Genomic DNA, 15,335 nt, shown 5'->3' with positions numbered 1-15,335 from the left:
AAAACCTTTGCACGGGAGTATCGTGTGTCGCTTACTTTCCGCAGCAGTCTTTGTAGAGTTTGCCGCTGCCGCAGGGGCAGGGGTCGTTGCGACCCACTTTCAGGGGCACGCCGCGGTCGTCGAAGAACATCTTTTTGCCGGTTTGCAGCTCCATGCTTTCGATGGCCGACCAGCCGTTCAGCTCCCAAAGTGGCAGCGAGTTGCGCAAAACGGCGAGGCGTCCCAGCAACCGTTCCGGGTCGGTGTCGCAGCCCATCAGGCCAAACTCTTCAGCGATGGCCAGCATTTCCGCCACATCCACGTTGTTTTCCACCACGGCCAAAATCAGCTCTTCCAGTACGTTGTCGGCAAAGAAGGCATCGTTTTGGCCATCGGGCACGCGCTCGTTCAGATAGCTGGCCAGCTTTTCCGCCGCCTCGCCGGTGAACGCCGCCTCTTCCACACGGCCGTCTTTGGCAAACTCGTACAGGTGCTTGCGGGGAACGTTGGCGTGGCATTCCAGCAGGTAGCGGCGCTCGTCCCGCGCCTGAGTGGTGTCGGGTTGGGGCAGCAGCGGCGGGCTGACCAAATAATCGCTGCTCCCGTGCTGCCAAAGCAGCCCATCCAGAGCGCCATCTTCGGCCGCCCTGCGCACCAGCCCGTCGAACTCCTGCGCCGAAAGCGCGTCCAGCCCCAAAAGCTCCAGCTCGTGGTAGGCGTCCTCCACCGTGGTGAGGCCATAGGTGAACAGGCACTCCTCCGTCACCCGCAAGGCGTCTTCCTGAGCCTGCGACTGAGCGGCCAGCGCCGGCAAATCCAGCTTCAGCAGCAAATCGCGCATTTCCTCGGGCATCACGCCCACCAGCTGCCCCTCTTGCAAAAAGGGGAGCACGAACGGGAAGCAGCCCACCGTCGAGTTGTCCAGCGTGGCGGGGGTGACCGTGCGCACCAGCGGCCCTTCGGCAGCTTGCTGCTGCAGTTGCTGCAGCACTACGGCGGGGAAGGCCGCCGCGGTGCCCAGCAGCGCATCGAGGGTTTGGGGCATCGCGGCCAGGGCGACGTCCATCAGCCGCTCGGTTGCCTGCCCTTTGTTCAGGCTGGTAAGCCCTCGTACGCCCAGGTATTGGCCAAACTCCTCCAGTGTTGCCTTGGTGCAGTTGGCCAGGCACACGTCCAGTTGCGGGGTGGGGGCGGCCTTCTTGATCAGGCGCCCCTTCAGCATGGCCAAAAGCTGGTCCAGCAGCACCGAGCGCGCTTCCTCGTCGGCCAGCCGGTCGCGCTCCTCGCGGGAAAGCCCGGCGAAGCGGCCCCGATGGAACCCTTCCGGCGAAATGTCCTCGCCGGCGTGCAACCGCGATTCCCGGTCGAGGTCGTCCATCAGGCGGTTCATCTCCGCCTCGTGGCGGCGGCCGTTTATCTCGCGGGAAAACGGCACGAACTGTTGTGGCGTTTCCAGAATGCCCAGGCCCCGCGCCCGCGCCACGTCCCGCTGCAACGGGAAGGCGGCGTAGCGCACATCCAGGTCCATGGCCATGCTGGTGTAGTCTTCCACCAGCATATTCTCGAAGGGCAGCACCGTGATGTTCACCAGGCAGGGGCCGCTCTCGTGCAGCTCGGCCTGGGCCAGCGCCACCAGCCGCCCCTCGACAAGGTACAGCTCCCGCCCCTCCTCGGTGCCCACGAACACGCCGGTGGCATGTAGCGCGTCTTTCCACGAAAGCGCCAGCTGCAAATCGTCGGGGGAGAGGCCGAAGGGGTTCTTCTCCACAAACCCGTCGATGATATCCGCGTTTTCCCACAGCGTTTCAAGCACATCGTGGATCACTTCCACGCGGGCCGGGTCATACGACTCCATGAGATTGAGGAACTGCTCGTGCTCTACCAGGCCAAACAAGTCGTTGGCGTAGCAGGCCAGGCAGCCCAGCACGTCTTGCAGGCGAAACAATTGGGAGTCGGTGAGCAAAGGGCCTCCTTGGGGCAACGGGTGCGGCAGCGCCTAGTAGCGGCTGTCAAAGATGCGCTTCGTCTTCTTCTCGGAGCGAGGCAGCTCGCCCATGGGCACGCCCTTCGCTTCAGGGGTGCAGCCCAGCTTCGCCTTGAAAATCAGCGCCAGCTCCTGCTCGCAGCGGGCCTTCTCTTCGCCTTCCAGCGGCGTTTCAAACAGCACCGTGAGAATGTCGTGGCCGGAAATGGTCTCGATCATCACCTGGTATTCCGAGCTAGCGCCGTTGGTCATCTTGATGACTTCCTCGATCTGCGCCGGGAACATGTTGCAGCCCTTCACCTTGATCATGTCGTCGGTGCGCCCCACCAGCGTGTCGATGCGGGGGAAGCGGCTGCCGCAGGGGCAGGTGCCGGGGATGATGCGGGTGAGGTCGTGGGTGCGGTAGCGAATGAGCGGCGCCCCCTGCTTGCGCAGCGTGGTGAGCACCAGTTCGCCCACCTCGCCGTCCGGCAGCACTTCGCCGGTTTTGGGATCGATGATTTCCATATAAATGTAGTCGTCCCAAATGTGCATGCCGGCGTGGGCGTCGCAGGAGATGCCGATGCCGGGGCCGTAGATTTCCGTGAGGCCGTAGATGTCGTAGATTTGGATGCCCATCTCGTCTTGGATGCGGTTGCGCATCTTCTCGCCCCAGCGCTCCGAGCCAATGACCCCCTTCTTCAGGGAAATCTTGTCCCGCAGGCCGCGCTGGTTGATTTCCTCCGCCAGCAGCAGCGCGTAGGAACTGGTGGCGCAAATGACGGTGGAGCCCATGTCCTGCATCATCTGCAGTTGCTTGTCGGTGTTGCCGGGGCCCATGGGAATGGCCATGGCCCCCAGCCGCTCGCAGCCCAGTTGGAAGCCGATGCCGGCGGTCCACAGGCCGTAGCCGGGGGTGATTTGCACACGGTCGAGCGGCGTGATGCCGGCCATCTCGTAGCAGCGGGCGAACTGGGTGGCCCAGTCGATCACGTCCTGCTGGGTGTAGGGGATGATCACCGGCGTGCCCGTAGTGCCCGACGAGCTGTGGATGCGCACCACCTCGTCGTCCGGCACCGCTTGCAGCCCCAGCGGGTAGGCCTCGCGCAGGTCGTTTTTCTCCGAGAAGGGCAGCTTCTCGAAATCCGCCTGGGTTTGCACAGTGGCCAAATCGATGCCCTCGAACTTTCGCGCGTAGAAGGGGCTGCGGGCTTTCAGGCTTTTGAACTCGCCTTTTATCATGGCGAGCTGTTCGGGGGTCATCTGCATGGGATCTCCTTCGGGTGCGAGGAATAAGCTGCGTTTCTGCTGCTGAATCAGAATCGGCACAGTTTTTGTCCTGGGCGATTTTTCGTAGGGCCAAGATGCTGTCTCGGCCTGAAGCTGCGCCCGCATGGGGGCTGTCCGTTTAGGCAGAGAGGGAATCTCTGCCCCACGATGGCGCAGCCAGCCGCCAGCAACGTCTGGCGATTCTGATTTAACAGCGAACTGCATTTTACCCCACTGTTTTGGAGAGGACTTGCAGCCGGAGCAAAACCGCGCCAATAGGCGCTATCATGAACCGCAGACGCAAAAGGCGGCTGGTGGTCAGGTGCCGTCCGGGCCGCGGCAAAAGGGAGAACGGAATGAACAAAGCGCTGAAGGTGTTGCTGGGCGTAGTGCTGGCGGCGGTGCTGGTGGTGGCCCTGTACGTGGCTTACGTGATGCTGTCCTATTACCGGCTGGACGACAAGCTGCCCCTGGAGGTGGACGCTCCGCTGGGGGGCACGCCGCCCACGGCCCAGATAGACGCCAGCGCGAACCCGCAGTTGAAGGTGGTGACGGCCAACCTGGGCTTCGGCGCCTACAACCAGCAGTTCGACTTCTTCATGGACGGCGGCAGCGGTTCGGTGGCGGAGTCGGCCGAGGTGGTTACCGCTGACATCAACGGCGAAGGGGAGGCCATCAAAGCGCTGGACCCCACCTTCGTGCTGTTCCAGGAAGTGGACGTGAACGGCACCCGCAGCCACTTTGTGGACCAGTACCAGTTGCTGCGGAAAATCTTCCCCTACGACGCCACGGTGTTCGCCCAGAACTACGATTCCCCCTTCCTCATGTGGCCGCTGTACGCGCCCCACGGTGCCAACAAAGCGGGTATGGCCACGTTCTCGAAGTACGCGGTGGAAGACCCGCTGCGCCGCAGCCTGCCCATTTCCGACAGCTTCAGCAAGTTTTTGGACTTGGATCGCTGCTACTCCATCTGCCGCATTCCGGTGAGCGACGGCAAGCAGTTGGTGCTGATGAACGTGCATCTTTCCGCCTACGGGGCCGACGAATCCATCATGGCGGCGCAGCGGCGCATGCTGTTCGCCGACATGGAGGCGGAGCTGGCGGCGGGCAACTATGTGATTGCCGGCGGCGACTTCAACCACGACATGATTGGCGTGTCGGGGGAGGTATACCAAAACAAGGTGCAGGCGGTGGAAAGCTGGGCCAAGCCGTTTGATTTCGACAGCGTGCCCTATGGTTTCACGGTGGCGTCGAAGGCGAAGTACGACGCCGGGCAGTTTGCCGATGCTGCCACCTGCCGCGATGCGGGCCGCCCCTATGACGGCACTAACGACCGCTGGGTGATGGACACGTTCATCTACTCCAGCAACATCGAGTGCATCAGCTGCGAAACGGTGGATCTGGATTTCGCCTACTCCGACCACAACCCGGTGCAGATGACCTTTCAGCTGAAGAGCGAAGGCTAGGTTGCCAACGTGCTGCTGACAGGGGGACACGCCACAGCCCTTTTGGCCTACCGTTTTGGTAGGCCAAAAATAGCAAACCCGCTGAACAAAGTGACAGTTTCCCGTATTTCCGAAAATTTGCTTGAGTTTGCTCAAAGTTTAGGGTAGCAGCATGCTACTATACAGGCATCGAGCGGCTCATCGATTAGTGAATACCAGGTATTTATGGCGAATGATTGAATCGCTGCAGAAACTGACTTAACGGTTGTGGCCTGATGCGCTTTGAGTTGTCGCTCGTGGGTTTGTCCGCTTCGTTTTTTATCAACCCGCGATTCGAAACGGAGAACTACCCTCCGGCGCTTGCCACAGGCGTTCGTGCTGGTAGCCTCGGTGAGGAGGTTGCAGTGCAACTGAAAGCATCTACGGATTACGGGCTGCGTGCCGTTCTCTACCTGGCCCAGCATCCGGGAATCAACTCGTCCAAAGATATCGCGGAGGAGATGGCCATTCCCCGCGATTACCTCATTCAGTTGGCCCAATTGCTGCGCAACGCGAAAATTATCACAGCATACCCAGGCAAAAACGGTGGTTACCGTTTAGCGCGGGACCCGCACGACATCACGTTGCTGGATATAATAAATGCCCTCGAGGAGGAGCTTTCGGAAAACACTCGCGCCCGTCGCGAAGAGCGCAGCACCGCGTTGGCGGACGACATGAGGGAAGTCTATGAACTGGTGTTGGAAAGCTACGACGCGTATCTGGACAGCATTAACCTAGGCATGCTGTTGGAGGCTTCAACTCGCCAGGAGGATAAGCGGGGATTTTTGGCCCAGCACCTCTCCCTTGAGAGTGAGCGCTTGGCTGGTTGCAGCAGCGCTTCGAAAATCGCCTAGGGTCGCATCGCGGGGATGCGAGGGGGCGCCCCGGATGTTGGCAACCTAGTACAACCAAAAAAACGCCCGGAATTCCCGGGCGTTTTTTTGGTTGATTGCGAAGAGCGCAGGTTTAGGCGGTTTCCGCCGGCGCCTCGGTGGCCTTCGGGGCCTTCCGGTTGCTCAGGTAAGTGAGCACCAGCACCGCTACCACAATCAGCACCACGCCCACGGCCAGCGAAACCCACGGATTCTTCACCAGGCCAGCGATGATGTAGCCCACGAAGCAGATCACCATAACCAGCGAGGCATAGGGGATCTGGGTGGACACGTGGCTGAGGTGGTTGCACTTGGCGCCCGCCGACGAAAGGATGGTGGTGTCGGAGATAGGGGAGATGTGGTCGCCGTAAACCGCGCCCGCCAGCGTGGCGCCGATGGCCACCAGGAACAGCGGGTCGGAAGTGGAGAACACGCCGATGACGATGGGCAGGATGAGCGCCACGGTGCCCCAAGAGGTGCCCATGGCAAAGCCGATGAAGGCAGCCACCAGGAAGATGATGGCCGGCAGCAGCTCAAGCCCCACGCCCAGGCCGTTCAGGAAGCCGGACACGAATTCGCCGGTGCCCAGCAGGTAGCGGCAGGTGCCGCCCAAGCTCCAGGCCAGCACCAGGATCATGATGGCGCCCACCATCGAGCGCACGCCTTCGGAAACCGAATCCATGAAATGGTTGATGTTCATCAGCTTGCGGGGCAGGTACATGATGGCAGCAGCCACCAGCGCTACACAAACGCCCACGTCAAGGCCCATAACCGGGTTTTCTCCCACAGCGGTGGCAAAATCGACGCCCTGGAAGAAGCCGCCCACGTACAACATGCCGAGAATGGAGAACACGATGAGCACCACGATGGGCAGGATGAGGTCGATCACGCGGCCCTTCTCGGACACCTCAAGGCCTTTGTACTCCTCGATGGTGGCCTCGGCCGCCTGCTCGTAGTCGGCGTGCTCGGTGACGATGGCGTTCATGTTGCGCGGGTGCAGGTCCTCGGTGGCCTTCGTCACGTCGGCCTCAACCTGCTGCTCTTGCTGCTGTGCCTCGGCCGCCACCGGCAGCCCCTCGGCCTTCAGCTGCGCGGTGCGCATGGTGCCGAAGTCTTTCCCCACGATGAGCATGAAGAACACGAAGAAGATGGTGAGCAGGGCGTAGAAGTTGTAAGGGATGGAGGCCACGAAGGTATTGAAGCCGTCCTCGCCCATGTAGCCGCCCACCGCCACGGCCCACGAGGAAACCGGCGCGATGATGCACACCGGCGCGGCCGTGGAGTCGATGATCCAGGCCAGCTTTTCGTGGCTGACGCGGAAGCGGTCGGTGATGGGGCGCATCACGGCGCCCACGGTGAGGCAGTTGAAGTAGTCGTCCACGAAGATGATGATGCCCAGAACAGCGGTGAGCAGCTGGGCCATTTTCGCGTTTTTGATATGCTGGGAAACCCACTCGGCGTAAGCGCGGGAGCCGCCCGATGCCGCGATGAGCACCGTAAGCGCCCCCAACAGGGCAAGGAAGAGTAGTAGCGCCCCGTTTCCGGCTATCTGTTCGGCCATCATTTGGGGCACCATGGCAAACGATGCCACCACTTGGTCAACCCCGGCACCGCTGAGGGTGAACTGGTAAATGATCATGCCCACGAACACGCCGATGGTCAGCGACGAATACACCTCTTTGGTGATGAGCGCCAGCCCTAAGGCGAGAAGCGGGGGAACAATCGACCAGATCCCACAGCTGATCAGATCAAACCCTTCCATATTTTCCCCTTTGCTGATGGGTTGCATTCCGCGGGGTCGCGTGTGTCCCGCGCGCTGCCAAAGGGTGTTGGCAAGCACGTGTCAGTATATCGAACAATGAGCAGGAAAATCACGGTTATTTGCAGGGGGAGCGAACAAAAGGGGTTCTTTGTGCGGCGTGGCGGGCCTTCCGTTGCGCCGCCGCGCCTGGGCGCCACTGGCGTTTTTGCCGGCTGCCGCTGCTTTTGTGTGGTAAAGTGGCCGCCATGCAGCAGACATGGAAACAGAGCAAAGCCGCCCTGGGGCGGCGCGCAAGCAGCGGGCGCGACGAGAGCGCCTGCGCCGTGATGAGTGCCCGCTGGGCTGAACAGAAAAACCTCGCCATGGACGAGTGCGCCCTGATGAGAGCCCACAAGGCCGCGCAGTGTTGCGGCGTTGCGGTTGCCCATGAGTGCGCAGCAATGAGCGCCCACAAGGCGGCCCAGCAACGGGCTTGCCAGCATCCCCCACAATTTGAGTTTCGATACTGATAGCACACGGATTTCGCCCGTGGCTATTTTTTTGCCCCGGAACCCGCGGAAACCGTGTGCGCCTTTGGTTGTTGCAAGCGGCGGGCAGCTCCGCCTTTTGGGAATTGGAAGATAGGGAAGAACCATGTTCGTAAAAATTCTTCTGGTGCTGATATTCGTGGCGGTGGCCGTGGGTGTGGGCATCTACTGCCGCCACTACACCAAAACGGTGGACGGCTTTGTGCTGGGCGGCCGCAAGGTGGGCCCCTGGATGAGCGCGTTCGCTTACGGCACCAGCTACTTTTCGGCGGTGGTGTTCGTGGGCTACGCCGGGCAGTTCGGCTTCAAGTACGGTCTGGCGGCCACCTGGGCCGGCATCGGTAACGCCATTCTGGGCAGCCTTTTGGCCTGGTGGGTGCTGGGGCCGCGCACCCGCGAGATGACCCATCGCCTGAAGGCAGCCACTATGCCGGAATTCTTCGGCAAGCGCTATAGCTCCAAGGCGCTGCGCATCGCGGCGGCGGCCATCATTTTCGTGTTCCTCATCCCCTACACCGCCAGCGTGTACAACGGCCTGTCGCGGCTGTTCGGTATGGCGTTCAACCTGCCCTACGACTGGTGCGTGCTCGGCATGGCCGTGGTCACCTGCATATATGTAGTGGTGGGCGGCTACATGGCAACGGTGATGAACGACTTTATCCAGGGCATTGTGATGCTGCTGGGCATCACGGCGGTTATCGTGGCGGTACTGCTGAACAACGGCGGTTTCTCGGAGGCCATCATCGGCCTGTCGCAGATTCAGGCGGAGGGCACCGCCATGCAAGGGGCCTACATCAGCTTCTTCGGCCCCGACTTGTTCAACCTGCTGGGCGTGGTCATCCTTACCAGCTTGGGCACCTGGGGCCTGCCGCAGATGGTGCAGAAGTTCTACGCCATCAAATCCAGCTCGGCGGTGAAGCAGGGCGCCATCATCTCCACTGTGTTCGCCTTCGTGGTGGCCGGCGGCTCCTACTTCCTGGGCGGCTTCGGTCGTCTGTACCAGGGGCAAATCGAGTACGCCGCCAACGGCACCCCCATCTACGACTCGGTTATCCCCACCATGCTGTCCACCTTGCCCGACCTGCTGATCGGTCTGGTGATTGTGCTGGTGCTGTCCGCCTCCATGTCCACGCTGTCGTCGCTGGTGCTTACGTCTTCTTCCACCCTCACCATCGACCTCATCAAGGGCAACGTGGTGAAGGACATGTCCGAGAAGAAGCAGATCGTGTGCATGCGGGTGCTGCTGGTGGTGTTCGTGGCCATTTCGGCGGCCATAGCGCTGGTGCAGTACCACTCCTCCATCGTGTTTATCGCGCAGCTGATGGGCTACTCGTGGGGCGCGCTGGCCGGCGCGTTCCTGGGCCCCTTCTTCTGGGGGCTGTATTCCGGGCGCATTTCGAAGGCGGCGGTGTGGTGCAGCTTCGCCATTGGCGTGGGGCTTACCGCGGTGAATATGTGCATGGGCTTTGCCGGCACGCCGCTGATTGCCAGCCCCATCAACTGCGGCGCGCTGTGCATGTTGCTGTCGCTGGCGGTGGTGCCGCTGGTGAGCCTGGTTACGCCGGCGGTGCCGTTTGAGGTGAACCCGCCCACGCCGGAAGGCGCCATCGACCGCGAGTTCGCCCGCGAGCTGCACGGCGAATCGCTGCCGGAGGGTCCGGAAGCGGTGCTGGACGCCTAGGGCGCCCAGGGAGCTCGCTTCCCCTGCGCGGTGCGGACGCGCTGCTTGGCGCCCGGGGCGAAATGCGGGAAAAATGGCCGTTTCAGACTAAAGTGGGCTGCGGCGGCGGATTCATACCCTATAATCAATGGGCTTGCGGTTTTTCGCAGGCCCATTTCTATTGTTGAAGAGGAAGGACATTCGTGAAGGTTCGAAAATCGAAGCCTCACAGTATGTAACCTTTCCGGCGGCTGCCTTGGCGCTCCGTCGGGAAACGACTGGATGCGCAAAGGAACACGCCAATGCTCTATTTGTCCCAAATGATAGGCAAGCCTGTCGTCGATGCCACCGGCGAGAAGCTTGGAACCATCTCCGACCTAGCCATTTCCACTGGCGAGGTTTTCCCCCGCATTACCAGCCTGGCCTTTCAGGGGCCCGGCAAGGTGCCGTTCATGATTTCGTGGCGCAAGTACGTGGACCAGTTCACCGAAGACGGCATTGTGCTGGGGGTGGACGCCCACGACATCCGCTTCAGCTATCTGCAGCCGGACGAGGTACTGCTGGCGCGCGACTTGCTGAACCGCCAGATTGTGGACACCCAGGGCATGAAGGTGGTGCGGGTAAACGACCTGAAGCTTTCGCAATCCGGCAGCCAACTGCGGCTTTTGGGCGCGGAAGTGGGGGCCCGCGGCATTTTGCGCGGCCTGCACCCGCTGCTGGAGAAGGCGGCGGTGGCCGGCGCCAAGCTGTTCGGCAAGCGCATCGACGAGCAGCTGATTGCCTGGAACTACATGGACCTGCTGGACCGCGACCTTTCGGAAGTGCAGCTGTCGGTTACCCATCGCCGTTTGGACGAGCTGCACCCGGCCGACGTGGCCGATATTCTGGAGCAGCTGGACCCGCAGCAGCGGGCCACGGTGTTCGAGCACCTGGACGACGCTCGCGCCACCGAGGCCATTTCCGAAATGGAAGACGAGTACCAGGCGGAATTCATCGACGATTTGGACGATGCCCGCGCCGCGCGCCTGATTGGTAACATGGACCCGGACGACGCCGCCGACATCGTGCGCGATTTGCCTTACGAGAAGGCGGAAACGCTGTTGCGCCTGATGGGCATGGAGGACGCCACGGAGATTCGCCGGCTTTTGGGCTACAAGGACGGCACTGCCGGCGGCATGATGACCACCCAGTTCGTGGCCGTGCCCCGCACTGCCACCGTGGGGGAGACTATCGAGGTGCTGCGGGAGCTGGACGACGATCACCCCACTGTGCACTATGTGTACGTGACCGACGACTACGACAAGCTGGTGGGGGTGCTGTCGCTGCGCACGCTGGTGCTGACCGACGACCGCAAAGTGGTGGGCGACATCATGTACGACGACGTGATTTCCGTGAGCCCCAACGAGACCGAAGAGGACGTGGCCGCCGACATCTTCAAGTACGACATTCCCGCCATGCCGGTGGTGGACGAGCGGGGCGCCATTGTGGGCATCGTGACCACCGAGGACGCCTGGGACGCCATCGAAGACGACGTGAGCAGCGAGCGCACCAAGGTGTCGCTGGGCATGGGGCTGGGCATCGCGCTGGTGGCTCTGCTGGTGCTGGCGCTGTACACCTTTGTGGTGGTGCAGATCATGAGCGCCACCGGAACCTGGCACGCCAACTGATGTGAGGTGCGCCATGGCCGCAGATAAGAGCAACAAGAACAACAAGAACATGCAGGTGGCGCGCGCCCGGGGCAAAAGCCGGGGGCTGCCGGTACGGGGCATGACGGGCAAGCGCCCGGTGCCCGGCTCGAAGGTGCTGGAAAAAGTGGAGGGAAGCGCCGCGAAGAAGCGCGGGCTGGGTTTCGGCCGCGGCCGCGGGGAAGGCGCTGTGGCGGCGGAGGCGGTTCCGCCCGCCGGTGCCGTGGCGGCTGCCGAAACCCTGAAGGGCAAAGGGGGCTTCGCCACCAACGGCCTTTCCAACGACCACGTGCAGGCGGAGCTGCGGGAAATGGAGCGGGAGGACACCCGCGAGGAAGAGGTGCGCCAGCGCAAGCCTTCCAAGATGCTGCTGGTGCTGGCGGCCATGGGCCCTGGCATCGTCACCGCCATGGCCGGCAACGACGCCGGCGGCATCTCCACCTACTCCACCGCCGGCGCGCAATTCGGTTTCGCCACGCTGTGGGTGATTCCCATCATGTGCGTGCTGCTGATTGTGGTGGAAACCACCGCGGGGCGCATGGGGGCCGTCACCGGCAAGGGCTTCGCCGCTCTCATCCGCGAGCGGTTTGGCATCCGCCTCACGGCGCTGGCCATGTTGGCGCTGCTCATCGGCAACGTGTGCACCACGTTCTCGGAGTTTGCCGGCATCGCGTCGGGCATGGAGATGTTCGGCGTGTCGAAGTACATTTCGGTGCCGCTGGCCACCGTAGCCGTGTGGCTTTTGGTGGTGGGGGGCAGTTACCGGCGGGTGCAGAAGGTGTTCCTGGGGCTTTCGCTGGTGTTCATCACTTATATTGTGGCCGCCTTCATGGCGCAGCCGGATTGGCCCAGCGCGCTTGAGCACACAGTGGTGCCGCAGTTTGTGGGGCAAGCCAGCTTCATTTCGCTGGTCATCGCCATGATCGGCACCACCATCGCCCCGTGGATGATGTTCTTCACCCAAAGCAACGTGGTGGAAAAGGGCCTCACCAGCGACGACTTGTTCTCGCAGCGGGTGGACTCGGTTTCCGGCACCATCGCCGCCTGCTTAGTGGCCTGGTTCATCATCGTCACCACGGGGGCGGTGCTGTTTCCCCAGGGCATTGCCATCGAAAGCGCCGCCGATGCCGCCGCCGCGCTGGCCCCCTTCGCCGGGCCCTACGCGAAGGTGCTGTTCGCGGTGGGGCTGGTGGCCGCCAGCTTCCTGGCCGCCTGCGTGCTGCCGCTCACCACTGCGTTTGTGATTTGCGAGGCCTTCGGCTGGGAGGCGGGCGTGTCGCTGAAATGGCGCGAGGCCCCCACCTTCAAGGGCCTGTTCACCTTCGTCATCGTGTTCTCGGCGGTAGTGGTGCTGATGCCGGGGGTGGATTTGCTGGCCATGATGCTGACGGCGCAGTTTGTGAACGGCGTCATTTTGCCGGTGCTGCTGGCGTTCATGGCCATCATCGCCGCCGACAAGCGGGTGATGGGCGGCTATCGCAGCGGCCGCGTGGCGAAGGTGCTGCTGTGGGCCACCGTCGGCGTGGTGGCCGTGCTTACGGTGGCGCTATTCATCATGCAGCTGATGGGCCTGGCTTAGGCCAGCTTCTGCACGCGGACGGTGGAGATGCGCCGCCGACGCATGCGCTCGATGCGGAACTGGTAGCCGCCGATTTCCAGCTCGTCGCCGGGTTTGGGCACGTAGTCCAGCGTGGCCAGCAGCCAGCCGGCGATGGTTTCGTAATCGTCGGAATCGGTGACGGGCCAGCCCAGCTCGATGGCGTCGTCGGTGGAGATGCGCCCGTCGGCCCGCCACACGCCGGCTTCCACCAGGGTGATCATCTCGTCGTCGGCGTCGGTTTCGTCCATGATTTCGCCCACGATTTCCTCAACGATGTCTTCCACCGTTATCAGGCCGTCGGTGCCGCCGTACTCGTCCACCACGATGGCCATTTGCTGCCGCTGCTCCTGCATTTCCCCCAGCAGGGGCACCACGTCTTTGGTTTCCGGCACGAACAGCGCATCGTACATGTACTTGGTAACCGGCTCGTCGGTGCGGCCGTCCATCAGGGGGCCGATGAGGTCTTTGTAGTGCACGATGCCCACGATGCCGTCAATGTCGTCGTGGTACACCGGCAGCCGCGAATAGCCGGTGCCGCGCATGCGCTCCAGCGCCACCAGGCAGCTTTCGCAGTCTTCCACCAGCATCATGTCCACGCGGGGCGTCATGATTTCCCGAACTGCCATGTCGGCCAGCCCCAGGATGTCGCGGATCATGCGCTTCTCGTCTTCCTGGATTTCGGCGTTTTCGTCCATCAAATCCAGCAGTTCCTCCTCGGAAGGGGCATCGCGGCGCACGGGGCGCAGGAAGTCCAAAAAGCCGCGGGATTTGTCTTTGTCTTCGGGGGTTTCTGCCGTTGCCGGCTTGGGTTTGTCCATGACCGCCTTTTCTGCTCTGGTTTCACGCATCGCATCAGTATAGCCGTTTTGCGCCCTGGGGGAGTTCCCGCGGGGCAGCGCCCGCAAAACCGCTATGATGACTGCTGCGAAACCGTTTGCTCTGCGGGGCGGCGGAAACACCGAGCGAAGAGCGAAGGATGCTTTCATGAGCAACGTCATAGTGGTGGGCTGCGGCCGCGTGGGTTCGCAGCTGGCCAACATGCTTTCCGACACCGGCGGCAATGTGTGCGTGATCGATATGAACGCCGATGCGTTCTCTAACCTGGGGCGTTCGTTCAACGGCTCCACCATCCAGGGCATCGGCTACGACGAGGAAACCCTCATTCGCGCCGGCATCGAGGACTGCGACGTGTTGGCGGCGGTAACCCAGTCGGACAACGCCAACCTCATGTGCGCCGAGGTGGCCACGCGGCTCTACGACGTGCCCCGCGCCATCGCCCGCCTGTACAACCCCGACCACGAGCGCGCCTACATGCAGCTGGGGCTGGATTACGTGTGCGGCACTTCGCTGGTGGCCGAGGACGTGTTCTCCAAAATTGTGTCGGGGCACGGCTCTCACCTGGACACATTCGGCGAATTCGAGGTGATGCGGTTTTCGCTGGACCTATCGTGCCGCGAGAACAAGCGCTCCATCCGCGTGTCGGAAATGGAGCGCGACCACGAGGTGCGCATCATCGCCTTCGAGCGCAGCGACGGCAGCGCCAGCTCCATTCCAGCGCCGGATTCCATTTTGTACAACGGCGATCTGGTGCTGGCCTGCGTGCGCCACGACCTGCTGCCGCAGTTTTCCCGGTTCATCCAGGATTAGAAGGTAAGGGGAAGCGATGAACATTGTTATTGCCGGCGGCGGAAAAGTGGGCGCCTACCTGGCGCAAGTGCTGCTGAAGGGCGACAACGAGGTGGCGGTGATCGAGCAGGATTTGAAAACTGCCGACCGCTTGTCCATGCAGTTGGAAGGCCGTTACCTGGTGATTCACGGCGACGGCTGCGACTCGCGCTTCCAGGAAGACGCCGGCATTCGTCAGGCGGACGTGTTCGTGGCCACTACCGGCAAAGACGACAACAACCTGGTTTCTTGCGAAATTGCCCAGCGGGTGTTTCGGGTGAACCGCTGCATCGCCCGCGTGAACAACCCCAAGAACCTGCGCATTTTCCGCGAGGTGGGCATCGAGTGCGTGTCTTCCACCACGCTGATTGCCAACCTGATCGAGGAAGAGGCCATGTTGGGATCGGTGAGCGTGGTGACGTCGCTTACCCATGGCAACGTGTCGCTTTCCGAGGTGGTGGTGCCCCATCGGCGCCATCACAGCGACGACGAGGGGGTGCACGTGGCTTCCATCCCCGTGCCGGAAGGGGCCATTCTTGCGGCGGTGGCCAGCACCGACGACGTGGAAGTGGTGGGGGAGGACACCCTGGCCTACCCCGGCGACAAGGTGATTGTGATTGCCGACAACGACGTGCTGGACGACGTGCGGGCGGTGTTTCGCAACCTGTAGCGCAGGCGCGCCGGGGCCGTTGGCGCCGCGGGGGCGCCGGTGGCCGCGAGGGGCTGCGACAGTGGGGCGAGCGGTGGTTGGAGTAGGCTCTAAATACGGCTGTGAACTGGGGCAATGGAGGGCAAATGGTAACGGTTTCAAATCCGGGAAATTGTTGCCAAATCTAGTCCCATTGGAGGCCGAAGACCGCTAAAATATA

The 15,335-nt window shown here is 62.3% G+C and carries 11 protein-coding genes; 7 read left to right on the top strand and 4 right to left on the bottom strand.

Annotated elements, in window-relative coordinates; all coding sequences use genetic code 11:
* Positions 1-31: 31 nt before the first annotated feature.
* Complete coding sequence (locus DMP11_RS05150) at positions 32-1,942, bottom strand: SEC-C metal-binding domain-containing protein (RefSeq protein ID WP_123185440.1); 1,911 nt, start codon at positions 1,940-1,942, stop codon at positions 32-34.
* Between the two features lie 33 nt (positions 1,943-1,975).
* Positions 1,976-3,205, bottom strand: coding sequence for a phenylacetate--CoA ligase family protein (locus tag DMP11_RS05145; RefSeq protein WP_214647053.1), 1,230 nt, complete (start codon positions 3,203-3,205; stop codon positions 1,976-1,978).
* Between the two features lie 362 nt (positions 3,206-3,567).
* Here DMP11_RS05145 and DMP11_RS05140 point away from each other — a divergent pair, with 362 nt between their 5' ends.
* On the top strand, positions 3,568-4,677 hold the full coding sequence (locus DMP11_RS05140; protein WP_123185438.1) for an endonuclease/exonuclease/phosphatase family protein: 1,110 nt from the start codon (positions 3,568-3,570) through the stop codon (positions 4,675-4,677).
* Positions 4,678-5,060: 383 nt separating this feature from the next.
* A complete protein-coding gene (locus DMP11_RS05135; RefSeq protein WP_123185487.1) occupies positions 5,061-5,549 on the top strand; it encodes an RrF2 family transcriptional regulator in 489 nt (162 codons plus the stop codon).
* Between the two features lie 112 nt (positions 5,550-5,661).
* On the opposite strand, the gene DMP11_RS05130 is transcribed toward DMP11_RS05135, so the two are convergent.
* Positions 5,662-7,329 carry a Na+/H+ antiporter NhaC family protein gene (locus DMP11_RS05130; protein ID WP_123185437.1) on the bottom strand — a complete coding sequence of 556 codons (1,668 nt, stop codon included), beginning with the start codon at positions 7,327-7,329 and terminating at the stop codon, positions 5,662-5,664.
* Positions 7,330-7,962: 633 nt separating this feature from the next.
* Between DMP11_RS05130 and DMP11_RS05120 the strand changes: the two genes are divergently transcribed.
* The 3 genes from DMP11_RS05120 to DMP11_RS05110 all read left to right on the top strand — a co-directional run bounded on the left by DMP11_RS05120 (position 7,963) and on the right by DMP11_RS05110 (position 12,780).
* Positions 7,963-9,537, top strand: a complete 1,575-nt coding sequence (locus tag DMP11_RS05120; RefSeq protein WP_123185435.1) for a sodium:solute symporter family protein — start codon at positions 7,963-7,965, stop codon at positions 9,535-9,537.
* 281 nt (positions 9,538-9,818) lie between these two features.
* Positions 9,819-11,183 carry a magnesium transporter gene (locus tag DMP11_RS05115; protein WP_123185434.1) on the top strand — a complete coding sequence of 455 codons (1,365 nt, stop codon included), beginning with the start codon at positions 9,819-9,821 and terminating at the stop codon, positions 11,181-11,183.
* Positions 11,184-11,196: 13 nt separating this feature from the next.
* Positions 11,197-12,780, top strand: coding sequence for an NRAMP family divalent metal transporter (locus DMP11_RS05110; RefSeq protein ID WP_235869393.1), 1,584 nt, complete (start codon positions 11,197-11,199; stop codon positions 12,778-12,780).
* Here the strand turns inward: DMP11_RS05110 and DMP11_RS05105 are convergent.
* The gene (locus DMP11_RS05105) at positions 12,777-13,619 is read right to left on the bottom strand and encodes a hemolysin family protein (protein ID WP_214647052.1); all 843 of its coding nucleotides are present in this window, start codon (positions 13,617-13,619) and stop codon (positions 12,777-12,779) included. The genes DMP11_RS05110 and DMP11_RS05105 overlap by 4 nt on opposite strands.
* Before the next feature lie 166 nt (positions 13,620-13,785).
* On the opposite strand from DMP11_RS05105, the gene DMP11_RS05100 reads away from it, so the two are divergent.
* Together DMP11_RS05100 and DMP11_RS05095 are read left to right on the top strand one after the other, a co-directional pair.
* Complete coding sequence (locus DMP11_RS05100; RefSeq protein WP_123185484.1) at positions 13,786-14,448, top strand: potassium channel family protein; 663 nt, start codon at positions 13,786-13,788, stop codon at positions 14,446-14,448.
* Between the two features lie 16 nt (positions 14,449-14,464).
* Complete coding sequence (locus DMP11_RS05095; RefSeq protein ID WP_123185433.1) at positions 14,465-15,136, top strand: potassium channel family protein; 672 nt, start codon at positions 14,465-14,467, stop codon at positions 15,134-15,136.
* Positions 15,137-15,335: the final 199 nt, after the last annotated feature.

The sequence above is a fragment of the Parvibacter caecicola genome, from assembly GCF_003725335.1.
In the GTDB taxonomy this organism is placed as follows: domain Bacteria; phylum Actinomycetota; class Coriobacteriia; order Coriobacteriales; family Eggerthellaceae; genus Parvibacter; species Parvibacter caecicola.
Note: the sequence above shows the minus strand (reverse complement) of the source record. Positions and strands in the feature narration are given on the sequence as shown.